The sequence below is a fragment of the Pseudoalteromonas sp. ATL1 genome, assembly GCF_058933015.1.
The window spans coordinates 173,607-197,765 of record NZ_JBZYXL010000002.1 but is presented as its reverse complement, the minus strand read 5'-3'; the positions used below and the strand labels follow the sequence as shown (position 1 = coordinate 197,765).

General features: G+C 42.0%; 18 protein-coding genes and 2 pseudogenes. 13 read left to right on the top strand and 7 right to left on the bottom strand.

Annotated elements, in window-relative coordinates; genetic code table 11:
* Positions 1–2 precede the first annotated feature (2 nt).
* Positions 3–269, bottom strand: coding sequence for a DUF3081 family protein (locus AC5FX4_RS19125; protein WP_493608011.1), 267 nt, complete (start codon positions 267–269; stop codon positions 3–5).
* A gap of 82 nt (positions 270–351) precedes the next feature.
* On the opposite strand from AC5FX4_RS19125, the gene AC5FX4_RS19120 reads away from it, so the two are divergent.
* On the top strand, positions 352–1,290 hold the full coding sequence (locus AC5FX4_RS19120; protein ID WP_493608010.1) for a ribonuclease Z: 939 nt from the start codon (positions 352–354) through the stop codon (positions 1,288–1,290).
* Here the strand turns inward: AC5FX4_RS19120 and AC5FX4_RS19115 are convergent.
* Positions 1,261–2,577, bottom strand: a complete 1,317-nt coding sequence (locus tag AC5FX4_RS19115; protein WP_493608009.1) for a DUF2252 family protein — start codon at positions 2,575–2,577, stop codon at positions 1,261–1,263. The two genes, AC5FX4_RS19120 and AC5FX4_RS19115, sit on opposite strands and share 30 nt — an antisense overlap.
* Before the next feature lie 604 nt (positions 2,578–3,181).
* Here AC5FX4_RS19115 and AC5FX4_RS19110 point away from each other — a divergent pair.
* Complete coding sequence (locus AC5FX4_RS19110; protein WP_493608008.1) at positions 3,182–6,040, top strand: TonB-dependent receptor plug domain-containing protein; 2,859 nt, start codon at positions 3,182–3,184, stop codon at positions 6,038–6,040.
* Between the two features lie 81 nt (positions 6,041–6,121).
* Here the strand turns inward: AC5FX4_RS19110 and AC5FX4_RS19105 are convergent, their stop codons facing one another.
* From AC5FX4_RS19105 to AC5FX4_RS19095, 3 genes are all read right to left on the bottom strand, one after another.
* Positions 6,122–6,925 carry a DUF1338 domain-containing protein gene (locus tag AC5FX4_RS19105; protein WP_493608007.1) on the bottom strand — a complete coding sequence of 268 codons (804 nt, stop codon included), beginning with the start codon at positions 6,923–6,925 and terminating at the stop codon, positions 6,122–6,124.
* Positions 6,926–6,991: 66 nt separating this feature from the next.
* Positions 6,992–8,011 (bottom strand): arginine N-succinyltransferase, encoded by a 1,020-nt coding sequence (gene astA, locus AC5FX4_RS19100; protein ID WP_493608006.1) that lies wholly within the window; start codon positions 8,009–8,011, stop codon positions 6,992–6,994.
* A gap of 41 nt (positions 8,012–8,052) precedes the next feature.
* A complete protein-coding gene (locus tag AC5FX4_RS19095; protein ID WP_493608005.1) occupies positions 8,053–9,258 on the bottom strand; it encodes an aspartate aminotransferase family protein in 1,206 nt (401 codons plus the stop codon).
* Between the two features lie 164 nt (positions 9,259–9,422).
* Here AC5FX4_RS19095 and AC5FX4_RS19090 point away from each other — a divergent pair, with 164 nt between their 5' ends.
* From AC5FX4_RS19090 to AC5FX4_RS19075, 4 genes and pseudogenes are all read left to right on the top strand, one after another.
* Positions 9,423–9,851, top strand: a complete 429-nt coding sequence (locus AC5FX4_RS19090) for an Lrp/AsnC family transcriptional regulator (protein ID WP_493608004.1) — start codon at positions 9,423–9,425, stop codon at positions 9,849–9,851.
* Positions 9,852–10,400: 549 nt separating this feature from the next.
* On the top strand, positions 10,401–11,261 hold the full coding sequence (locus tag AC5FX4_RS19085) for a tyrosine-type recombinase/integrase (protein WP_493608003.1): 861 nt from the start codon (positions 10,401–10,403) through the stop codon (positions 11,259–11,261).
* Positions 11,219–12,319 (top strand): annotated as a pseudogene (locus tag AC5FX4_RS19080) (IS91 family transposase). The gene AC5FX4_RS19085 and the pseudogene AC5FX4_RS19080 overlap by 43 nt, the downstream one beginning before the upstream one ends.
* Before the next feature lie 334 nt (positions 12,320–12,653).
* Positions 12,654–14,027: a Shedu anti-phage system protein SduA domain-containing protein gene (locus AC5FX4_RS19075; protein WP_493608002.1), complete on the top strand. Its 1,374-nt coding sequence runs from the start codon at positions 12,654–12,656 to the stop codon at positions 14,025–14,027.
* Between the two features lie 317 nt (positions 14,028–14,344).
* Here AC5FX4_RS19075 and AC5FX4_RS19070 read toward each other — a convergent pair whose 3' ends face one another.
* The gene (locus AC5FX4_RS19070) at positions 14,345–15,316 is read right to left on the bottom strand and encodes a transposase (RefSeq protein ID WP_493608001.1); all 972 of its coding nucleotides are present in this window, start codon (positions 15,314–15,316) and stop codon (positions 14,345–14,347) included.
* A gap of 121 nt (positions 15,317–15,437) precedes the next feature.
* Here AC5FX4_RS19070 and AC5FX4_RS19065 point away from each other — a divergent pair.
* The 3 genes and pseudogenes from AC5FX4_RS19065 to AC5FX4_RS19055 form a co-directional block, all read left to right on the top strand.
* Positions 15,438–15,620, top strand: a pseudogene (locus AC5FX4_RS19065) (IS3 family transposase); the annotation flags it as partial.
* Between the two features lie 304 nt (positions 15,621–15,924).
* Complete coding sequence (locus AC5FX4_RS19060; protein WP_493608000.1) at positions 15,925–16,302, top strand: nuclear transport factor 2 family protein; 378 nt, start codon at positions 15,925–15,927, stop codon at positions 16,300–16,302.
* 203 nt (positions 16,303–16,505) lie between these two features.
* Complete coding sequence (locus AC5FX4_RS19055) at positions 16,506–17,735, top strand: aspartyl protease family protein (RefSeq protein WP_493607999.1); 1,230 nt, start codon at positions 16,506–16,508, stop codon at positions 17,733–17,735.
* A 120-nt stretch (positions 17,736–17,855) separates the two neighbouring features.
* Here AC5FX4_RS19055 and AC5FX4_RS19050 read toward each other — a convergent pair whose 3' ends face one another.
* Entirely contained in the window at positions 17,856–18,275 is a 420-nt protein-coding gene (locus AC5FX4_RS19050) for a hypothetical protein (RefSeq protein WP_493607998.1), read from the bottom strand.
* A 102-nt stretch (positions 18,276–18,377) separates the two neighbouring features.
* Here AC5FX4_RS19050 and AC5FX4_RS19045 point away from each other — a divergent pair, with 102 nt between their 5' ends.
* From AC5FX4_RS19045 to glgB, 4 genes are all read left to right on the top strand, one after another.
* Complete coding sequence (locus AC5FX4_RS19045) at positions 18,378–18,956, top strand: TetR/AcrR family transcriptional regulator (protein ID WP_493607997.1); 579 nt, start codon at positions 18,378–18,380, stop codon at positions 18,954–18,956.
* A gap of 674 nt (positions 18,957–19,630) precedes the next feature.
* Positions 19,631–19,933 carry an isoamylase early set domain-containing protein gene (locus AC5FX4_RS19040; protein WP_493607996.1) on the top strand — a complete coding sequence of 101 codons (303 nt, stop codon included), beginning with the start codon at positions 19,631–19,633 and terminating at the stop codon, positions 19,931–19,933.
* A gap of 9 nt (positions 19,934–19,942) precedes the next feature.
* Positions 19,943–21,934 (top strand): 4-alpha-glucanotransferase, encoded by a 1,992-nt coding sequence (malQ, locus tag AC5FX4_RS19035; RefSeq protein WP_493607995.1) that lies wholly within the window; start codon positions 19,943–19,945, stop codon positions 21,932–21,934.
* Positions 21,931–24,159: a 1,4-alpha-glucan branching protein GlgB gene (gene glgB, locus AC5FX4_RS19030; protein WP_493607994.1), complete on the top strand. Its 2,229-nt coding sequence runs from the start codon at positions 21,931–21,933 to the stop codon at positions 24,157–24,159. The genes malQ and glgB overlap by 4 nt, the downstream gene beginning before the upstream one ends.

Genomic DNA, 24,159 nt, shown 5'->3' with positions numbered 1-24,159 from the left:
GGTTAATCACCTTCAAGGTGCTTGCCGATTGACTCCACTTTTTTAATAAAGTCTTCTTTGTTTTTTTCGACCGCATAATCCAAATGGTAGGTATTATGAAAGCCAAAGCGCATTAGCACGCCGCTTCCTTTGAGGTAAATGGTATATCCATCTACATCGGAAAACGCCAGTATGCCTTCATAAAGCTTACCTTCTTCTGTTACTTCACCATGTTTTTGAATCGTTTCATAAACTTTTAAAATGGTTTTACTGTCTAGTTCATTTTTCATGATTATTCCCTGTACGTTTTGGTTATACGATATAGAGTTAGGGTAAGATCATACAAAATCAAGTTATTAAGTTAGTTTATCTATGCATATTCAATTTTTAGGCACATCTTCGGGTAGTCCAAGTCAAGTAAGAAACATGTCAGCTACCGCAGTGAGCTTTGATACGTCAAAACAATGGGTACTTGTGGACTGTGCTGAAGCGACTCAGCATCAATTGCTTAAAAGTAACTTGTCTGTGCATAAGCTCAGTGTGATCTGCATCACACATTGTCATGGTGATCATTGTTATGGCTTACCCGGATTACTGGCTGCGTTAAACATGAGTGGGCGAACAGAGCCCGTACATTTGATAGCACCACGAAAAGTGATTCACTTTGTTGCTGCAACCCGTGCGATGACGAGTTTGACTTTACCCTTTGATTTAGTGACGCATGCGATTGAGGAAGTGACAGATCAACTCGACTTTGCATTGTGTGCCATTGACATTGTCGCACTGAAGCATCGAGTGCCGAGTTATGCATTTAAAATAACGGAAAAGGGCATTCCGAATAAACTAAAAATAGCTGCTCTTCAGGCTCAAGGCATCGCCAGTGGGCCGCATTATAATCAATTGCAAAAAGGGCTCAACGCACAGTACCAAGGCCAAACATTAAAGGCGAGCGAATACACCTATCCCAGCTGGCGACCTAGGCGAGTGATCGTCAGTGGCGATAACGAAAAGCCAGCCTTGTTGAAAGCGCATTGCGAAGATATAGATATGTTGGTTCATGAAGCGACGTTTACCCATGCTGATTTACATCGTGTTGGGCTCCATACGGGGCATTCTGATGCAAAACGTGTTGCCGAATTCGCCGAAAGATGCGCTATACCAAGGCTTGTATTAACTCACTTTAGTGTGCGTTATCACGGCCCAAATATGTTAGACAAGTTAGAACAAGAGGCTAGAGCGCACTTCAATGGAGAATTACATCTAGCCCAAGATTTTGATACGTTAACTATCTGCAAGCATTTGAGCGAGTAGACCACAGTCTGTTTGTACTTGCTCGGCATATTGACGGCCAGTTGCAATAATCGTGTCGATATAGCTTGGCAAGGTGTCTAAACATGCCTGTTGGAACAATAAGGAACGGCGGTCACCGCGCATATGTGTTAACGCTAAAGCAAAGCCACAGCTATCTGTAAACTGGGTAAAGCCATTTTTCTGCGCGGCACGTTTACCCAGTAATACATCCTCGGGCGCGATACCGACTCGGGCATGATGTCGTGAGCGAATAAGCCAATGCTTGTCGAGCCAAAATGCATCATCTAAAACTAGATCTGGGCGACGTTGCATTTTGCGCTGACAATTTACTGTTAAGTGCGCCGCGTTTAATTGATTGATTGGGCTTAAATTTGGATAAAACGCCAGCGGTGCTGCCGTGCGTTGTTGTTTCACTTCAACGATATGGCAGAGGCTCAAATCAAGTTCTGCTTCACTGTTTACTTCTGGGCCCACAAGTAAATAGTAACGTTTCATATTATTAGAGCCAGTCCCTGCATTTAGGCGCTCCACGCAATCAAGGATTGTATCGTCAACATAAGGTGAAAACGTGCTGATAATATCTTCAAACACCGCAGGGGAAAGGGATTCAAACCGCTCTGGGTTTTGTTTGAAACGTAAAGGAAAAGTCTCTAAATCTAGTTCTTTTGCCAGCGTACTATTTGTCAAAAATGCCGCACCGCCTGCTTTACGTTGTAAAGCCTTTTGCCAGCGTTTATGGAGTATGTGCTCTTTATCGAAATGCGTTAACGCAGATTGACTATTAATTTCATGGCTAAGCGAGCGCTCACATGCAGATAGATAACTGGTTAACAGTTGTCTTGCTGCTATATCAAGCTGATCTTGCGCAACCAATGGCTTTTGTCGAACTTTGACATCATCACTTTTGGCTTGTTCACGTTTGGCATGATCGTGCGCGAGATATAGACTCGTCACTAATCGAAATATATCCCAAACCGCATGGCCTATACATGCATCATCAAAATCATTGGGGGCAAAAATTAGCGTATCCCCGTGTGAGCCTTCTTCGCTGATAAAGCCAAAGTTGCCGGTATGACAATCACCAACAATATTGGTCAGCGGTAGGGTAAAAAGCTGTTCAGGTAGCGCAATATGATTGCTTTTAAAATCATGATACATAAGAGCTGCACTGCCGCGAAAAAACAAATATGGACTACCGGCCATTTTTAAATGTTTGGGCAGCTTAGCTACAGCAAGCGCGCCATCGACGTTATCTAAAATAGATTCTATTTGATCTGCTCTGGTCATTGCATTTCCCTCTCAATAGAAACGTCTAGGAGTTTTCAAAGTTCTGGCGCCTAGCCGTCATAAACGGATGTTGATTAACGCTAACCGAATATTGTGACCCCTGTGTTACACTTTTTGGTCAAAAATAAACCCGAGGAACATATGTGTCGAAGTGGCTAATTAATCCGGCTGAGCTCGTAGTTATGTTTTTAATTGTGATTTTGTTATTGATTTAAAGAGACAAATTGTGATTTTGAGTATGGGTTACATGGCTAGCCAAATTAAATACCACTCATACTTTCGTTTAGCTTTCTATGAGTCTCTCGTACAGGTCAAACAATTAAAATTACGCTCAGTCAGCGTCGCTGTCAATGTGTATGAATTGGAAACACATTCGTACACAAAGTTAAATGTACCTAATTATTTACCGAAGATGTTAATTGTAAATTACGCAATACAAATTCTCACGTGAGACTTGTTTGTCCTTAAATTGACTACAACACTGAATTTTTCATATACCTAATACGTAACTACTTGAGCAATTTTAATGCTTACAAATAAGTGGTGCGAGTCGTACTTAGCAAAACGCTAAATAATAATAATTAGTGAGTCGATAGGACAAAATATGAATCATTTCAATCGTAGTAAGGTCGCCGTCAGTCTGGCATTGCTGTTCGCAAGTAGTGGTGGTTATGCCGCAGAGCAAGACGGGGTAGATGAAGTAGAAAAAATTCAAATTACGGGTTCACGTATTCAGCGCTCAACCGCTGGTACACCCACGCCAACAACCATCATCGATTCTGCACAAATTGCGTTGTCAGGTGTTACCAATGTTGGCGATATTTTGCGTGATTTACCAGCCTTCACTGGCGGTTCGGGTCGTTTAGGCACAGAAAGTAACGGTCAGTTAGTTGGGGTTGAGTTAGCGGATTTACGCGGACTTGGTACAAACCGTACTTTGGTTTTGGTCAATGGCCGCCGTCACATTGGTAATAGCCCTGGCGACTCATCCGTTGATTTGAATAGCATTCCGAGCAATTTGGTTGAGCGAGTTGAAGTTATCACGGGCGCTGCGTCCGCTGTTTATGGTGCAGATGCAGTATCGGGTGTAATTAACTTCATTATGAAAAAGGACTATGTTGGTACTCAGGTAAATGTGCAATATGGTGAGTCGGCAGAAGGGGATGATGAAAACGCTGTATTTAATATTTTGCACGGTATGGACTTTGCCGATGGAAAAGGTAATGCCGCCTTCACATTTGAATACAATGATCGCAAAGACGTACGCCAAATGGATAGGGACTTTGCGTCAAAAGGTCTATCTTGGGTTAACGCACGTGATCCAAGAGATCCAGAATTTGATCCGAATAACCCTCCTCCTTATGAACAAAAGATAGTGGAAGACCTTCGTTTCTTGCCTTTAAGTGCCGAAGGGATTGTCGCCGCAGATCCAGGTTTTGGCCCAATTGGTGAGCTAGGAGTTATCAACATTGATGAGAATGGTAATGTAACTCCCTTTGATACTGGCTTATGTTTTGGTATCAAGTGTGTTGGTGGTAAGGGCTTCTCAATTCATGAATACGGTATGATAAGCCAGCCGTCGGAGCGCGTTCTGGCTACGACTTCTATCAATTATGCAATTAATGACTCTCATAGTGTTTTCTTTGACGCTAAGTACTCTAAAACAAAAGCACAGACGACTTCCCAACCTGCTATCAGTGACGGATATTTTGGGCCGTTTGCAATTGCTAAGCTAGATAACCCGTACATTCCTCAGTCTGTTCATGATGTTATGGTTGAACAAGGCATTGAGCAGTTGTTTATTCGTAAAGCTCATGCTGATCTAGGAAAACTTCCTAATAACAACGTTTTAGAGCTTACTCAGTTCGTATTCGGTGGAAGTGGCGAAGTAAACGATGACATTAGCTATAATTTTTACGCACAGTATGGCAGTAGTGAGCAGGATGACCGTCGTTTGGATAGGGTAACCGACAAATATGTTCAAGCACTTGATGCCGTGCGTAATGAAAGCGGTGAGATTGTGTGTCGTGATACGAGTAATGGTTGTGCGCCGCTTAACCCGTTTGGTCTGAATGCGGCCTCTATGGAAGCGGTTGGCTTTGTTATGCAAGAAACGGGGACTAAGAGCAAAATTACGCAAACTGTTTTATCTGCATCAATTGACGGTAGCTTGTATAGTTTACCTTATGGTGACATGTTATTTGCAGTTGGTGCTGAATATCGTGAAGAAACAAGTGAAGCACACCCTGATGAGATCTTACGGACAGCTAGAGTGACAAATGCTGTTTGGAATGCCCCTCTGAACTCTGTTGAAGGTGAGTATGATGTGACAGAAGTTTATGGTGAACTCTATGTCCCATTACTGAGTGATGCTTATTTGGTTAAAGACTTAGTTTTAGAAACCGCTTTTCGCTTTTCAGATTATAGCAGTGTGGGCGAACATACCGCTTATAAATTAGGTTTAGACTGGACTGTTAACCCTTCACTTAGGATCAGAGCATCTCAAGGATTGGCAGTACGTGCACCTAATATCAATGAGCTATTTTCTCCAGAGTCAAGCAGCCCTGAACATGTGGAGGACCCATGTGATATTGATCGTATAAACAGCCCTAAGGATGTAGCTATTAGAGCAAACCGAGTTAAAAACTGTGCAGCACGAGGTGTACCAGAGAACTTCAACTCGCTTGCAGATGGTGCTTCACAGCCTGTATTTAAAGCGGGTAATAGAAACTTAAAACCAGAAGAGTCTACGACTTTCACCTACGGCTTTGTTTTTACACCGGAATCAATTGACAATTTATCTGTAGGTATAGACTACTGGAAAATAGAGATTGAAGACGCTATCGCAACCGTGTCTACCAATTCGATATTATCGCGCTGCGTTGATTCATCATCTATCGATAACCAATACTGCCAAGCGATCAGCCGTGGTGAAGATGGTAACTACACCAAAATTGTGGCTGAAACTTTGAATATTGCCCGTCTTGAAGCTGAAGGCTACGACCTAGAAGCCCATTATGGGCTGGATATGGCTGAAGCTGGTGAACTTAAGTTCAACCTAGTGGCATCTTTAATGGAAGAAAACAAAGACTATTATGATTCGGAAGATCTAAGCAAGTTTAACTCTCGCGTTGATACACGTAATCGTCCCAAAGTGAAAGGCAATTTGAATGTAACCTATGATATTGAAAATGTTCAATTACATTTAGACTTTAGATATCTTGGTAGCTCGAAGTACGATAATAAAGTGGCGGACAACTATTATGCGATAAACAAGGTTGACTCGGTGCTTTATACCAACATGCGTGCTGCTTACAGCTGGGGTGATAACCTTGAAATGTATTTTGGGGTCAATAACTTAACTGACAAAAAGCCACAAGCGATACCAGGGATAGACAATGGCAGCGTAATGTATGATGCCATTGGCCGCAGTTACTATGCCGGTGTAAATTATTCATTCTAATTAGTTAACTAAATACGCAAAAGGCCAAGTAGCATAGCAAACTTGGCCTTTTTATTTGGGATAAAGCGCGATTAAGCGTTGTTATCTCGCATTCGTACTTTCAAAAATTTTGTCAGCAGATGCTGCGACAAAGCCTGTGTATATTTCACCATCCGGCTTGTTGTAACGTAGTGCAAACTCATAGAAGCAACTAGGAATGCTAAATTCACCATCACTGAACTGTACGTTGAAGTGATCAGCAAGTGTAGAAGATTGCTCAAGCAGCACCTCTGGTGAACCTTTAATTTCGCCGCCGGATGTATTTAGCTCAAAGCCTGCATCTTTTAGCGCTTGGTTTACCGCTTCAATTGTAGTGAAGTTTTGTAAGTAGTTAATACTCACTGTAAAGTGGTTTGCACGGTAACCCCACGCCGACATCCAAGCAGCATATTCACTTTCTTTTAAAAGTGCTTGATATGCTTCATGGCTTACTTGCCAGTGCGTGCCTGAATACAGGAAGTTATCTGCCGTGATTGCGCTTTCATCAATTTGCGCAACCATGTCTTTAACGATTTCTTGAAGCTCTGGCGAGCATTTTTCTACCAATAATTCTGAGATGAATACTTTTGGTTTAGTTGGATCTGAATGCTCATAGTGCTTTGCATACAGCTTTTTAGCTTCAAAGTGGTACTCACCACACTCTTCGTAACCAACCGCTTTAAAGTGAGCAGCTAGCTTTTCTAGGCCTACTTTTTCAAGGTTGAAAGTACGCAGTGCGATGTGGTCATTGATCACGTCGTCTTGTTGTGTTGAACCAAGCAGCTCATGAACTTTAACTGCTGAAGGGGTTACCGAAAGGTAGTTATTCCAAAGTTCGTCAAATAGTTGATCAACATTGTTGTGCATAATGGATTCCTTAATAGTGCGGTTTATCCGCGTTAACTTGGTGCGATTAAGCTCGACGCAGCAAGTTTATAACGTAAACGTTCTTACTTTATCGCCTTCATTGAGCGCCAACGCTTTTGCAACTGTGCTATCAATTTGTAGAACATTGCTTTGAGCATCATAAGAACACTTATCGCTAAATGTAGCTCTAAAGTTTTCAAGTCCTTGATTTGAAATGGCGCGTGCTTTCCCGTTTACGCTGTCTTTAATTTGTACGTTTGCCACAACGGAGCGCTGTACCGTTCTGATGTTAGCCAATTTTGCTTCAACCGTTGGGCCTGCATCAAATAAGTCGATATAGCCTCTGTGCTCAAAACCTTCTTTTTGTAACAGTTTTAGCGCAGGTTTAGTCTTTTCGTGAACTTGGCCTATCACCGCTTGCGCATCGTTACTGAGTAAGTTTGCGTAAATTGGGTATTTCGGCATGAGTTCGCTAATGAATACCTTGTCGCCTAAACCCACTAAATGGTCGGCTTGTGGAAATTCAATACTGAAAAAGTGCTCTTGTAACCATTTCCAAAATGGCGAGTTGCCTTGGCTATCACTCACACCACGCATTTCAGCAATCACCGTTTCGCTAAAGCGTTTGGCATGGTCGGCCATAAATACAAAGCGCGAGCGGCTCAAAAAGCGCCCAGCTAAACCTTTTCTGAAAGGCTCACGCAAAAATAGCGTGCAGATCTCACTACAGCCCGTGTAATCATTACACATGCTTAAAATATCGACGGTGTTATACACGTTCAGCGTGCGAGAATGGTGAACGGTTTTGCCTAAGTGATAGTGGTACAGTGGCACTTGCATGCCTACAGCGGCTTCAATGGCGGTGGTGCCCATGATGTCGCCAGTTTCACTATCTTCAAGCACGAACACATAGCCCTCATCAAGCGGCTTGTTCACTTGTTTTGCAAAGCTTTGCTCTGAACGCTCGATTTTGGCTTTCAATAGCTCGTCATCCACAGGCAATGACGTAAAGCCATGGCCCGATTCAATGGCAATTTGCTTAAAGGCAGCAAAATCGTTGCTGGCAATTGGTCTAAGTATTTGCATAGATTCAACCTTTAGGAGGCACAATGTGCCCCCTAAACCAATTAACCGTTTACTACGTCAGCAACCGCTAGTTCAAAACGTGCTAAACCAGCTGCGATGTCTTCGTTAGGAATAACAAGTGAAGGCGTGAAACGGATCACGTTTGTACCTGCTACAAGCGTCATTAGGCCGTGCTTAGTGCTTGCTACTAAGAAGTCTCTTGCGCGATCTTTAAAGTTATCGTTCAGTACAGCACCCAGTAACAAACCTTTACCACGTACTTCTGAAAATACATTGTACTTTTCGTTGATTGCATTTAAGCCATCGCGGAATAGCTGTTCTTTCACTTTTACTTGCTCAAGAACTTCTGGTGTATTTACTGTGTCGAATGCTGCTTCTGCAACCGCACATGCCAGCGGGTTACCACCGTAGGTAGAACCGTGTGTACCAACTTTAAGATGTTTTGCAATGTCGTTTGTTGTGATCATGGCACCGATTGGGAAACCACCACCAAGTGCTTTAGCTGTGCTTAGAATATCAGGTGTTACACCTAAACCTTGATAAGCGTATAGCTCACCTGTACGACCAACACCTGATTGCACTTCATCAAAAATTAGTAATGCATTGTGCTTGTCACACAGTTCACGAACGCCTTGAACGAATTCTTGAGTTGGCGTGATGATCCCGCCTTCACCTTGTAGTGGCTCCATCATCACAGCACACGTTTTGTCGCTGATCAATGCTGCGAACGCTTCTAAATCGTTGTAATCGCAGTGTACGATGTCAGCAGGCTTAGGACCAAAGCCGTCAGAGTATGCAGCTTGGCCACCGACAGTTACTGTAAAGAATGTACGGCCATGGAAGCCTTTATTGAATGCGATGATCTGTGTTTTTTCTTCGCCGTAGTTATCAAGTGCAAAACGACGTGCTAGTTTAAGCGCCGCTTCGTTTGCTTCTGCGCCCGAGTTTGCAAAGTATACTTTGTCTGCGAAAGTTGCGTCGGTAATCTTTTTAGCTAGACGTAACGCTGGCTCGTTAGTCATTACGTTTGATAGGTGCCATAGCTTTTGGCCTTGCTCAGTTAATGCATTAACGAGCGCTGGGTGGCAGTGACCTAAACAGTTAACCGCGATGCCGCCAGCAAAATCAATGTACTCGTCGCCTTTTTGATCCCATACGCGTGATCCTTTGCCTTTTACAGGGATCACTTCTGATGGATTGTAGTTAGGTACCATAACCTCATCGAATAGTTCGCGGTTAGTTTGCATGACGACTTCCTCATAATTTACTTCAATTTGTAATGCATCCTTTTTATACAATTTTATTGGATGCGCATATGTTTCCATTATTACGATGATTAAAGTAAATTTGCAGTGCAAAATTGCGCAAAATGATTAAAATAAAAGTCAAATTAACGAATTGTTTTGGCAAAATGATAAATTCACACGATGAAAAACTCATTTCACTACTTAGAAGCAACGCACGTGCAAGCATCTCAGATCTTGCAAGAAGCCTAGATGTATCCCGCTCTACGGTGCAAAGCCGACTACAAAAATTAGAGCAATCAGGGGTTATTCAAGGTTACAGCGTTGAGTTTGGAGCCAGCTATTTATCCGAGCTGGTGGAGGCGCATGTTTCAATTAAAGTTAAACAAAAGCTCACCACCAAAACTAACATCGCACTCAAACATATTCCGAATATTAGTGCCTTATATGCCATAAGTGGTGAGTACGACTTAATAGCTGTGGTTGAAGCCCAAAGCTTGCAGCAACTCAGTACTATTTTGGATGATATTGGCAACTTGGAAGGGGTGGAGCGCACAAACTCGTCAGTGATTTTGGAAACTAAGTTTAAGCGTTAGGGCAGTCGTCTATAAAAATAAAACAGAAACGTCGAATGTCGTTTTGTTTATCTCGATCCACGTTTGTATTGAGTTGGTTGATTATGTGGTGCAGTTAAGTCATCCTGAATAGATTTCAAAAATAGGCTTGCTCTTGGAAAATTCGTTTACTGTGGTTCTGTACAGGTATAATTTAAGGCATTAAATTTTGCAGCGAGAGACCCCGTTAATTTTTGTACTAGTTGTTCGTTTGAGGTCTTTAATTTTTATTCTATCGTATTGATTATAAATAGGTTTTAATTCGTTAGATAAATTATCATATTCTCGTTTAAGTAGATTCTCGTTTTGTTTTAGGAAGGTTGTTGACTTTTTGAGGACAAATTAGAAGTTAACATGCTAATATTTAGGGTTATTAAATTTGATAATTGGTGTGCTGTAGGGCTAATGGGTAGAACATTAACGCGAATTCACGCTAATACACTGTTGAACTAAGCCGCTACGCGGAGATCGCCAACCTCACCATTTTCGCCACACTTATCTTTGGGTATTCCAACTTATCCGGAGGTAATCATGGACCCACTGATAGAGCAAGTAAGAATCGAAGTCGGTTATTTAGGGCTTTCAGAGTGCACAGCCAAAAGCTACTGTGAACACTTGCAAAAACTAAGTCGTTATATCAATAAACCGTTGGCTCAAGTCACCGATGAAGAACTGAATGCGTTTTTTAAGACGCCGGAGATACGCCGATTGTCACGGGCGAGCCAAAAAGTACAAATAAATAGTATCTGGTTTTTGTTTAAGCATATTTTACATCGACCGTTGAACTTAGACATCGTATTACCAAAAGCGAAGACTCGCGCACCAACCTATTTATCTCGAGATGATATTCGGCGGCTCATAGAAAGTTGTACGGACATGCGATTAAAAACGTTAATCGTGGTTTGCTATGGCTGTGGCTTACGCATTGGTGAGCTGGTACATATTAAAGTTCAAGACATTGATGGACAGCGAAAAACCATATTGATTGAACGAGGTAAAGGAGATAAGTCGCGTTATGCTGTGGCCTGCGCTAGCGTACTTAACCAATTACGCAGTTACTGGAAAATGTATCACCCAACAAAGTGGATGTTTTACTCGCGATGGTTAATGGATAAACCGATGTCAGCATCAAGCTTCAGGAAATCATTACGAGAACAGGCACAAAATTGCGGTTTAATGCACTGTAACCCACATGCACTGCGCCATGCTTATGCCACCCACCAACTTGAGTCAGGTATGCCACTGCATCAACTTCAACACCAACTTGGTCACAGTGACATTAAAACCACGCAAAGTTACTTACATTGGTTGCCTGAATTGGGGCATGGAGGTATTGATTTACTCGCAGGTTGGAGCAAAGCAAGAGCACCTTACACCTTGCTGATATTTTAAATTCAGGTCTTAGCAATTACCGCCAACATCATACGATGAGTTATCAGCAATTGCGTGTCTGTCAGCACCTTCAATCGTGTAGAACTGGTCAGCTTGGCTATCAAACATGGCAATGTGATAGCTGTGGTGAGCCACAGCAGATAGGATGTAGCTGCCGAGACCGTCATTGTCCACGGTGCCAAGGGATGGCAACGGCAAGATGGACACAAAAGCAGCAAGAAAACTTATTACCATGTCGCTATTTCCATCTTGTTTTTACGCTCCCTCATGAACTTAATACTATTGCTCACTATAATCCAAATGCCTTGTACCAGAGTTTATTCAAGGCAGCATGGCAAACCTTGAGTAAATTTGCTAACCGAAAAGGGCATGGTCAACTAGGAATGACAAGTGTCTTACATACTTGGGGGCAAAATTTAAGTCAGCATATTCACTTACACTGTTTAATACCCGCGGGCGGACTTAATAAAGCAAGCTGGTATGAAATAGAAAAAGGCTATTTATATCCAGTTAAAGCACTATCAACGGTCTTTAGGGGGAAAATGCAGGCAGCACTTAATGAGTGCAATAGTTCACTGGCGAAGATACACACGCCTGCAAAATGGTGCGTGTATAGCAAAGCTTGTTTAGCTTACAGCGAAAAGTTAGTGAGTTACCTAGCACGGTATACCCGAAAAGGCGTGATATCTGAATCACGTTTTGTATCAGCAAATGTACAGTCGGTGAGCTTTAAATACCGAGATTACGCCGATGATAATCGTGATAAAGTGATGACACTGAGTAATGACGAATTCTTACGGCGTTATTTGCAGCATGTACTACCGAAAGGATTTATGCGTATTCGCCATTATGGTTTTTTAGCCAATGCTTGTCGCAAGCGAAAGTTAGCGCAGATAAGGTCGCAGGTCTCATGCACATGCAAAACAAAGAGGACAAAGGCAGAAGATGTGACGTAGGTACCACATTGGCCTTGTCAGCATTGTAAGGTAGGTATCTTACGGTTAATGGGCGTATTCAAGTTAGAAGCAACAACGAACAAGGCAGAACGAACGAGTTAGCAGCTAGGTAGCTGCTTAAAATCAATTAGTTAACCTGCTTAATTGCTCAGGCTGGCGGTCTCTGTATGCGTAAAAAATATAATTGCTTATTAAGGCAAATTTAGGTGTAATGAATACATAATAAGCGCTGAGTGATGCAGGGAAAGCTTAATTGATAATAGATTAGCTGTTCAAACCAACTGATTTGGCTAATGTCTCTAAAAAGCAAATTCCCATAGCATAAATAACACCAACTCTGACACATCGAGCAGGTAGCGGCTCAGTCCAACAAGCGATTATGCAACACAAACTGCGTGTTGCATAAATACTAAATTGTTAAATGCCAAAGGAAAGTATGAGCATTGAAATTGAAAATTTAGGGAAATTTGTTTTCGAGTACATTTCTAGATATAGGGAAGGTTACGAAAGCTTTACCTCATTGCCCCCTAATGGCGCTGGCTATCCCAAATACACAATTTCACCATTTTTAAAGTCTGAAGCATTTGAAGTAATTCTTGCTGAAGATGGGGTTGTGATAAATGAAGTTGCAAGTGAGCCTGAACATCAATGGTATATCGCTGGTGGCCCTGCATTAAAGGTCGATCTTGAGCCTACAAAAACGCCAAGTGAAGTAACTCAATTTATCAAAGATAACGGACTAACCGGTAAACCTATCGGAATCTATCGGATTGTTGCCAAAGAACATATTCCATCTGCAGTTTGGAAAGGGAAGATAAAGAATATTTCTTTTCAAAAAACGGTCGTAAATGACGAGTTGAATGTTTCACTTCATTTAACAGAGGTGAAAACCACTTTAAAGAAGCTTGTATGTAATCTGACATTTGGTGCATACGGTATCGTTTTAGAACCCCACTTGCCTGATGCACGCTCTTCTTTTGGAGAACCCTATATAATTGAAAAAATGGGTTTTTTCCCCGCAGATCTGAATAATAGACGATTCTTTAATTACATTGAAATTTTTGGCCAGTCTAACATCAGGGCCTGGGATGAAAGAATTATTAGTCTTCGTGTTAAGCATGACTTAAGGCGAGACTTTGCCAAAACTTTGTCTAACCCTGAAGGGAACAATGGTGGCTCGATCTCGATGGGATCAACAAATCAGTGGGTGGAAAATTATACAAATCGTTTAGGCAGGTTAAAACAAGCAATAGATGATTTTAGAAATATTCTGCTATTTCAATCTCATGAAACTGAAGATATATTTCATAAGCTAATAGAAAAACATCCAATTTTATTAGATGTCTATGGTAGCTGTGAAAGTAAGCCTAAGCTACATTATCCAGGTGGAGAGCTATCGCCAATAGGGAAAACATATGTAGAGCCTGATTTTATAGTTTCCTACGCTGATCAATCTTATAAGTTAGTTGAATTAGAAAGAGCCTCTAAGAATGTTGCTACTAAGCAAGGCCAACCAAGAGCAGAAGTTGGTCAAGCAACGTTTCAAACTGCCGAATGGGTACACTACATTAGAGAGCACTATAATCAAATACGATCACGGTATCCTGGAATCCATACCAAGTGTAGAACAAGCCTTATTATGAGTCGTTCAACTCAATCTAGTTTTAATAACGTAGCAGATATAAGCAGATATAAGGAAATGATAGTTCAACAATACAAAGTGGATGAGTTTCTAACCTATGATGATCTATTTGATAGAGCGTGTACTGCATATACTGTGCTTACAGGGTTGTCGCCACATGGCATTTAATCGGGTAGCCGAGGGTATCTAGCCCTCAGCCCCCACAACACCCTGCATGCGGGTCCGCACAGGGCGAACTAACAAGGACATATATGGACGCTCAGCAGAAAATAGAAATAAGTGACACCCATCACAATTAATATCCAAACTGAGGAAGTGACGTAAAAACGTATAAAAATATTTCAATCACTGGGTACAAAAACGTTTTCCGATAGGCTAATTTTTAACGTCCAAGCGTATCTCTGCACCAAAACCGGGTTATCGCGTACGACAAAGTGCTGTAAATACAACAGTTATAGATTTTCGAGTTAATAGTGCTTGTCTGACTAAGACAACAAGCGCTCGCAGTTTGTTAGATTTGTGCGCCGTCGTTTTTGAAGTGTTTCGCAATAAGCGGTTATTGTCCGCTCTCGGCCAACCGCGCCGCGGAATACCCGAGAAAATTGAGTTGTGAGTTTTATCCAATTCTCAGCTTCTATATTTAATCGAGTAAGAATGGGCTGCGCTTCGTTGATATAACCTCGCTTGTCAGCGCGAACACATTGGCCTGTTAGTTCAACTAATTCAATATAGGATTTAAGCTCAAAAGGCAGGCCTTTAGCCATATGTTTTCGTGGGCTGCCAGCAAAGCGTAGTAGGCTTTTTGGTTGTATTCCCTGCTTAGCATGGTCGATGCGCTTTTTGATGCTGGTGTAGTCTGAGGTTTCAGGCGTTGCGGCAATTTTCGCTCTAATGGGGTTTAAGTCCACGTAAGCGAGACAAGCAGCCAATGCGGCTTCATCCAGTAATGCTTGGGATTTAAATCGTCCTTCCCAGAATCGGCCTGTACAATTATCTTCTTTATTTGCTCGGCGGGCGATGTCTTCGTTAAGTACCCGCATAAACCAGCTAATATCCGCGAGTCTTTCCCTGTACTTGGCTACATGCTCATCGAGTGCCAACTGCTCCGACTCTTTTAGTGGCTCTCCCTCAATGAGCTTATGGGTTACCCAATTACCTTTGAATAACTTGTGCCACCGTATCACAATTGCTTTATCCGACAGACGCTTAGCTTTTTTATCATCAACATATAAAACAATGTGAGTATGATTACTCATCACGGCATAAGCACAGATATCAATACAAAACACAGACCCCAACATCAGGAGCTTTTCTTCAACCCAATCCCGGCGGTGCTCGTATGATTTGCCCGTAAATTTATCTTCACCGCACAGAAACGCGCGCCTTACGCAACGGGAGATGCAGTGGTAGTATTTGGTGTCGGTTAAACTGATTTGTCTTTTACGGGCAGTTGCCATAGTTTGGTTTCCTCAATCCTTTGAGTGCAGGATTAAAGCTTAGGCGGCATCTTAGGAAGGCGCAAATTAGTGGTGGGTGTCCTTGGTTTCTGTTGTGGTGGGTGTCTTTGGTTTCTGTTACTTTTTTGGCAGTTTAAAGCACGATTGGCTATTCAAAGTTAACCAGCCAACAAGGGAATTTATGAAGCAAGATGTGGCCGCTTACATGAAGTATTACAACATAGAGCGGCTGCATTCAGCTAATGGTGATCTATCCCCAGTGGAGTTTGAAAATTATCAACTAAAAGTGTCCAGTTATGGTTGACCAGAACAGTTTCCTCAATCCTTTGAGTGCAGGATTAAAGCTTAGGCGGCATCTTAGGAAGGCGCAAATTAGTGGTGGGTGTCCTTGGTTTCTTCTTGGTTTCTGTTTTTTAAAAAGGCCTTAAAACCCCCACATAAACCGTAAGAAAACCCATCTAAAACCCCGATTTAAAATCTCACCTAAAAACAGCCTAAACGGTTGAATCAAAATAGGAACTCAGTTATGTTTCGTTGATTAATAAAAACAAATTAAAAACGAGTAAATCTACAGGCTCGTTATATGCCTTTGAAGTTTTGGAGATTAAATGGATATTCTCATTGAGCAAGAGATCGAGTTGCATCAGTATGAAATACGCCAGAGTAAAACGGATATTGAGCGCCTAATCCATCCTAGTTTTGTGGAAGTCGGTAAATCAGGTACGAGGTATGATTTTGACTCAATCATAGAAATGATGGAAGGTGAGGAATCCTCAAGCACTCGCATACATTCACAGAGGTATGAATGTATCCAGCTAGCACCTTCCGTCCAACTTCTGAGGTACGAGTCAGCTCTGGTAAGTGAATTTGGCGAAGTTAGTGATTTTGCTAAACGTTGTTCAATTTGGGCATTTACCGGTACTTGCTGGCAACTCAAGTATCACCAAGGCACACCGTGCTCGCCATTCGAGCTTAAACATAATTAAAGCCTGAGAAAACAGGCATATAAAAAACGACTATGGCGTTAACAGCTAATATTTAGCTTTTGGTGCTCCCACATAACATCTTCTCTGAGTATAGAATTTAAGATTGTTGTTAACTTACCCGTTTACTCTCTATCGTTTCACGTTTACTTCACACCGACACACTTAATCTAACTGCACTTAATGGTATCAGTTGGAAATTTAATATGTTCAAAAGCGTTATTATTACTATCGCGATTGCGTTGGTCGTTAGTTTGTCGGGGTGTGATCTCGTCAATGCTATTCGTATGAAGCAATCGAATTCAGATGTGGAGCCGGTATGGGCAAATAAGCAACGGTTAAAGTTAAAGTCGGTTTTTTTAGGTGAAAAACCTTACATTTACGCAAATGTAAACGGGGAAGAACTGTTATTTTTACTCGATACCGGTGCGAGCTTTTTTGTATTGCACGATACACCTAAAGTACAAAAACTAGGTCTAGAACACTTATTCGAGTTTTCTGTCGGTGGGTGGGGAGATGAAGCGCACAGCACCGGTTTTCAATCACAGATTGGCCGTGTTGACTTAGGTGGTGTGTATTTTAACGATGTAAAAGCGGCGGTTATTCCTACCTCCAAAACTCATTACTATTTGCGTGATGATGAAGCCATTGAAGATGGCATCATAGGGCATGACTTTATGCGCCACTTTACTTGGGAAATAGATGCCACCAACAATGAAATCTATATCTCTAACGCTCGGTACCAGCCAGAGGAAAATGCACAATACCTAAAACTGGGTGAGTTTTTTGGCAAAATTAATGTAAAAGGCGAATTGGCATTTAGCCAAAACCACGTTGCAAATGGTGAGTTTATTGTGGATACAGGGAGCCGCCACTACGTCAAGCTCAGCGCGTCGTATCTTGAACAAAATGATGTGGAAGTGGCATCTAGTCGTGTACGCGCCGCAGATTTTGGTTTAAGCGGTAAAGTTGAACATGACAGAGTAACCTTACCGTCGCTCACATTAGGCGACATTAAAATAAACAATGTAAAAGTGAACCTGATCCCCGGTGGTGATGAAGATGACTGGTGGATCATTGGTAATGCGCTAATGAACCAGTTCAAAACGGTCATCGATTATAAAAATGAGGCATTTTATTTAGTACCGCAAGCGCAGTTTGTCACTGACTATAATCTATTTGGGCTTGAACTTCGTAAAGTGCGAAGTGGTGAATTTGTGGTGCGCTATCTTTTCCCTGAGTTACCAGCAAGTGAATTAGCGCTAAAAGTAGGGGACTTGGTTACCAGCATAGATGGGCGACATGCGCGTAGTATTTCACTGAGTGATTACAATGATATCGCTTCTCAAGTTGGTGAGCATAAATTATGCATAGTGCGCAATAACTTGTGTTTTACACTAGAAGCTAAACATATAGCTGGTTATTCGGCTTTTTAGCTCGTTTTCAAATTGGTGCTTATCTTTAAACATAATCTCAATAATAGTTGATTGGTTTCGTCCCTCTCTCCATTTAAAAGCCCTTAAGCAACGACAAGCTAAAGGGCATACGATTATATATTAGCTCGCCAGTTGAATGGCTTGACCAAGCTCTTCATTGGTATAGGCCTTGCCTGCAATACCCCAAAGCCCGTCAACAGCATAAACAGCATTAACCCAAATAGACTCTTTTGAAATCTTGCCTTCTGTGTAAGTCAACACGATATCTGTGACCTCTTTTACAAAATTGTCTTTTTGCGTTTGCGTGCCAAAAGTAAATGAGGGAACTCGCAGTTCTACGATGGCCACGGGCGAAGGCTTGAGCCCAGAAAAGGTTAGCTCGCTATCAACGAATACAACTTCACCGACAATATTGGCTAGCATGAACCGATTATCACTGATCTGGTGGTGATCTAGTAGCGCTTGCCCAACGGCTTTATGCATCTTTTTTGCTGCTTCTTTTGAAGTTAAACCTTCGGTCATGATTATTTGAATTGGCATATCTAATTTCCTTACTTGATTGTGTGGATGTTTATAAATAGCGATCGCTATATATTTCAAGTAAAATATAATGATCGCTATATATAATTTTCGGGGTAGACCATGAGAGCATCAAAAGAGCATATGCATAAGATACGTACCCATATTTTGGAATCTTCCGAGCAAGGTTTTCGTGAAGAAGGGTATAGCGGTTTAGGGATCAATGGTTTGGCAAAGCGTGCAGGGATGACATCGGGCGCTTTTTATGGGCATTTTTCCTCAAAGAACCAAGCGTTTCATGAAGCAATTGAAAAGGGGATGCATGACTATTTGGAAACACTTGTTCAGTTAGAAGATGAACACAAGCAAGCGTGGCCACAACATTTTTTGGACTTTTATTTGAGTCAGGAACATGTGAATGATTTAGGACATAGCTGTGTTGTTCCGGCACTTTCAGCAGATGTTATGCGCTCAGATGACAATACTAAGGAGGTGTTCTCAACACTACTGGATAAAATAGTAAGCCAAATGAGTGGTGGTGTAGAAGAACAAGATAAATCTAGAGCTTTGGCCTTGGTATCGCTATTGGCAGGTAGCGTAATGATTGCGCGTTGCACCACATCAAAAGAGCAATCTGATGAAATACTAGCGTCAGCTCGCGCACTGGCAAATTCTCTTTTCTCAGCACAAGAAAGGGCTTAATAAACATGGAATGGTGCAAGCTAAAGTGAACCCCCCTCTGATTTGTTGTTTACAAATTAGTACTAAAAGGTAGCTGTTAGTTGCCTTTTTTGTATTTCATTTATTTGTTTAGTTGTCTGATTTATATGTGTAACAACTAGGTACAGCTCTAATCAATAGTGTCAATATTGGTAATCTAACGTTGATAGCTTTCTGATTTTATATAGATTTAAGAAAATTTGCCTGAATTTACAATTATCACTTGAAAAATTGAACGAGCATGAAATTTTCTAATTTGGTTAATAGTCGCGACGGGCAATAAGCGCCTTATGCAAATGATTTTTATTCATTGAAATGCATCAATCTTATTTTTTCTAGGTTTCAGATGTAACTTATTGAAGGAGATATTAATTATATTCACTTTACACAAAGTGAAGTTAATCATATTTTAATTAACGATTAGTTGGTCTGTGTTTTGCTCTTAAGTCTATAAGACCTGCCACATAGGCCTAAATTTTACTGTTATTGCACTACAAGAGTGCGCAGTAGCGATCAAAATGCACTGTCATAAAGCGTAAATACAATTTTGATTTACTGTCTAAATGACTACCACTGTTTCCGATTGTTAAGCAGTTAAAGGCACGGCACTGTGGCAAGGATTTATTTACCATCAAATGGTTTATTTGGAGCCTGCTATGTTAACCAAACGCTTTTTTAAAACAAAAGATGAAGCCGAAGTCACTTTTGAGTTTTCTCACCCTGATGCTAAAAAAGTAGAGCTTGTTGCTGAGTTTACTGATTGGCAACCTCTAACAATGAAGTTTGTGAAAAAAGACAATGCTTTCAAGCTCAAACAACGTCTTCCAGTAGACAAACAATATCACTTTAAATATTTAATTGATGGCGAACAATGGGATAACGACCATCACGCTGATGCGTACGTAGCAAATGGCTTTGGTACAGAAAACAGCGTTGTCGATACGCAACGTTTGGCGTAGCACTCGATTATGCAAGGTTTGTCTCAGCTGTTTTATTTGCACGGCATAGGTTACGACTACACAAAATACACCGGTGAGCACGTTATTTTTGATGATCAGGTGCGTGAACAAGCGCTGCGCTGTTGTGGCATTGAAACGCGTAACAATGATGAGGTTGATTATCTTAACTATGAGTTGGATATCGCGCCGTGGTTAAGAGTGATAGAAGAGGTTTGCACGGTAGAGCAGCACGATGCCCTATTTAAGCTAAAAGTGCCAGACTATCAACTACATTGCTGTGGACATTTGCAGATAAATGAGTTGGCCGGTTACAGGCAAGAATTGGATTTGTCTAACGGCAGGGTGGTCGGTGAGTATCTTCATCATGGTGTTCGCTATGTTGAAGTCGCTTTTAAAATTGCCCCGTTACCCGTGGGTTACTTTAACGCTCAACTGCATTTGCCATGGGGCGAATTTGAAACGCAAATATGGTCCGTACCCAGTGAATGTTATAACCCGATCACCGCAAAGACGACGGGGATTTCGGTCCAGTTGTACACCTTAAAGAGCGAGCGTAACCTTGGTATTGGTGATTTTGCTGATTTACAAGTATTGATCGAGCAAAGCGTTCAAGTTGGTTGTGATTATATCTTGCTCAACCCGTTGCATCTTCTTTTTGAAACCCAGCAACAACGTGTCAGCCCTTATAGCCCAAATCACCGAGCTTTGCTTAACCCCATGTATATCGCCATTGATAGAACCGCGCAATATGCAGACAGTACACAATTACAAGCCTTGTATACCCAATCGCAAGCTCAACTGGCGCATGAAAAATCGCAGCAATATATAGATTATCAGATAGTGAGTGAGTGCAAATATGCGCTGCTCAGGGCTTTGTATGCCGATTTCAAACTGCGAGATGAGAGTAGTGAAATAGTCATTCAATTTAGCCATTTTAAAGCACAGCATGCAGAGCAGCTAAGCGTGTTGGGTGACGATGAACACGGCATTTATTGGCAGTTTTTAGCTTTTCAACAATTAAGTGATTGCCAGCAGTTAAGTCAACGCCTTGGCATGCAGGTTGGCTTGATCAACGATTTAGCCGTGGGTTGCGCCGATGACAGCTTGGAGTTTAAAGCGAATCAGGATCTGTATGTTAACGAGGCGCATGTAGGCGCGCCACCCGATCCCTGGGCGGAGAACGGCCAAGACTGGGGCTTACCTGCGTTAAATCCACAAAAACTTAAAACTGACCGCTATGCATTTTTCAGGCAATTACTCAGAAGCAATATGTCTTGTGTTGGTGGCCTGCGCATAGACCATGTCATGGCGATTCGACGTTTGTGGTGGTGCTTTAGCGTGGCACAACAGCAACAAGGCTGTTATGTGTATTACCCGTTTGAGCATTTAATTGCTCTTTTAAAAATAGAGTCACAACTTAACAAAACCTTGATCATCGGTGAAGACCTAGGGGTCGTACCGCCGGAAATTAAATCAGTGATGCTCGACGCCAGCATGTTTGGTAATACACTATTTTATTTTGAAAAAAATCATGTTGGTGATTTCGTGCCACAACAGCAATTACGTCAACATGTATTACTGATGGTGGCTAATCATGACGTGCCACCGTTTATTGCGTGGTGGCAAGGTGATGACATTCAGTTGCGCATAGAATACGCATTACAAGAGCCAGGTTTACGCGAGCTAGAGTCAGAAAAACGTTTAGAAGAGAAAAGCAAGCTACTGAATTGGTTGCATTCGTGTGGCTTTGACGCGATTAATTTGCAAAGCCGAGCTTCAGAAGTTTATGAGCATTTAATGTTTGCACTTGCGCAATCACCGAGTGAGCTGCTTTGTATACAGTTAGACGATCTCGATGAGCAAACCCTACCGGTCAATATTCCAGGCACATATTTGGAATACCCTAATTGGCGTCGCCGACTTAACCATAGCGTTGAAGACACATTTAATAAAAAAGGTGACTTTGTAGCCACCTTAGCAAAAAGCAGGAAAGGACTATGAATAGCGTGGTATCAGCAAACCAACCAGTCGTAGATTACTCAGCACAACTCGAAGCATTACAAAACGGTTGCTTCTCAGACCCTTTTTCATTTTTAGGGTGCCATAAACTATCAGACAACACAGCTGAGCTTAGGGTATTTTTACCGGGCGCTAAATCGGTCAGTATTAAAATTGGTGGTAAACCTCAAGAACTGAAAAGATATTTGAAAAGTGATCTATTTTTGTTGCCGCTTGAAAAGACAGAGCTGTCACATAAAAACAAATTAACGGTGCAATACGATGACCATCAACTGACCAAGTACGATGTCTATCGCTTTGGCTGTCATTTAGATGAGCAAGCGTTGTATTTGTTTAATGAAGGTACGCTAGAACACGCATACAAGCATTTAGGTGCACATTTTGTATCGCACGAAGGGGTGAAAGGCGTTCGCTTTGCCGTTTGGGCGCCGAATGCGAAAAGTGTTTCGGTGATTGGTGATTTTAACTGCTGGCAACGCTCTGAGCACTTTATGCGTTTGCATCCGGCGAGTGGTATTTGGGAATTGTTTATCCCAGATCTAAAGCCGGACCATTGTTATAAATTCAGCATTGTTGATAATTACGGTCACGTCCAAGACAAAGCTGATCCGTTTGCATTTAAAATGCAACAAGCGCCGGGTACCGCTTCAATATTGCAACCTACCGCAAAGCGTAAGCCCTTGACCGCTCGTCAGCAAAAGCAAAAGGCTGCTCGCAATAGCATTGGTGCGCCAATTAGCATTTATGAAGTGCACTTGGGCTCTTGGAAACGCCGCATCGAAGAAGGCAATCGTTACCTCACATACCGTGAACTGGCTGATGACTTAATTGAATATGTTAAGGACATGGGCTTTACCCACATACAGCTTATGCCGGTGAGTGAGTATCCTTTTGATGGTTCATGGGGTTATCAACCCGTTGGTTTGTTCGCGCCAACCAGCCGGTTTGGCAGTTTTGAAGACTTTATGTATTTTGTCGAGTGCTGTCATGATGCGGATTTAGGCTTATTGATAGATTGGGTTCCCGGTCACTTTCCATCTGATCCGCACGGTTTACACAAGTTTGATGGTACACATCTTTTTGAGCATGCTGATGCACGCCAAGGTTTTCATCCCGATTGGAACACCTATATTTATAACTATGACCGCCCAGAAGTGAAAAGCTTCCTGCTAGCGAGTGCCATGTATTGGCTTGACGAGTTTAAAATTGATGGGCTCAGAGTTGATGCGGTCGCGTCAATGTTATACCTAGATTACAGCAGAAAGGATGGCGAGTGGGTTGCAAATGCCTTTGGTGGCAGAGAAAACCTTGGCGCAATAGACTGCCTACAGCAGGTTAACAAGCGCTGTTATGGTAATGACAATAGCATCATGATGGTTGCGGAAGAGTCGACCGCTTGGCCTGGTGTTACCAACAGCGTTGATAACAATGGGCTTGGGTTTGGCTTTAAATGGAACATGGGCTGGATGAATGACAGCTTAGGCTACATGAGTCGTGATCCAATACATCGCCAATACCATCACCATGAAATGACCTTTTCAATGGCGTATGCCTATTCTGAAAATTACATTTTGCCACTCAGTCATGATGAAGTGGTGCACGGCAAAGGCTCATTGCTCAGCAAAATGCCGGGCGACGATTGGCAGCAATTTGCCAACTTGCGCGCCTATTTTGCTTTCATGTTTGCACATCCGGGTAAAAAACTCCTGTTTATGGGGAGTGAGCTGGGTGGTAGAGATGAGTGGAACCACAACCTTAGTCTTGATTGGTCTTTATTGGAACACGAGTCTCATCAAGGCATTCAGAAAACCATTAAGCGTTTGAATAACATTTATCGCACAACACCAGCATTGTATGAGTGCGATAACACGCCTGCCGGTTTCCAATGGATAGATTGTAATAACGCTGAGCAGAGCTTGTTTAGCTTTGCGCGTTTTGGAAAAAGTGCCAAAGAGTTGCTGGTGGTCATTAGCCATTTAACGCCTCAAGTGTTTCATCAGTACCGCATTGGGGTGCCAAAAGCAGGCGTTTATGAAGTTGTGCTCAACACCGATGATGACACTTTGTATGGTTCAGGCGTGAAAGTCGTAGGGACTAAGCAGCAGCTGATTAAAACGCAAGATACAGCGGCACATGGGTTTGAACACAGCATCGTGATCAGTATTCCTGCATTGGCTACCTTATACCTGCGTTGGATAAACGGATAA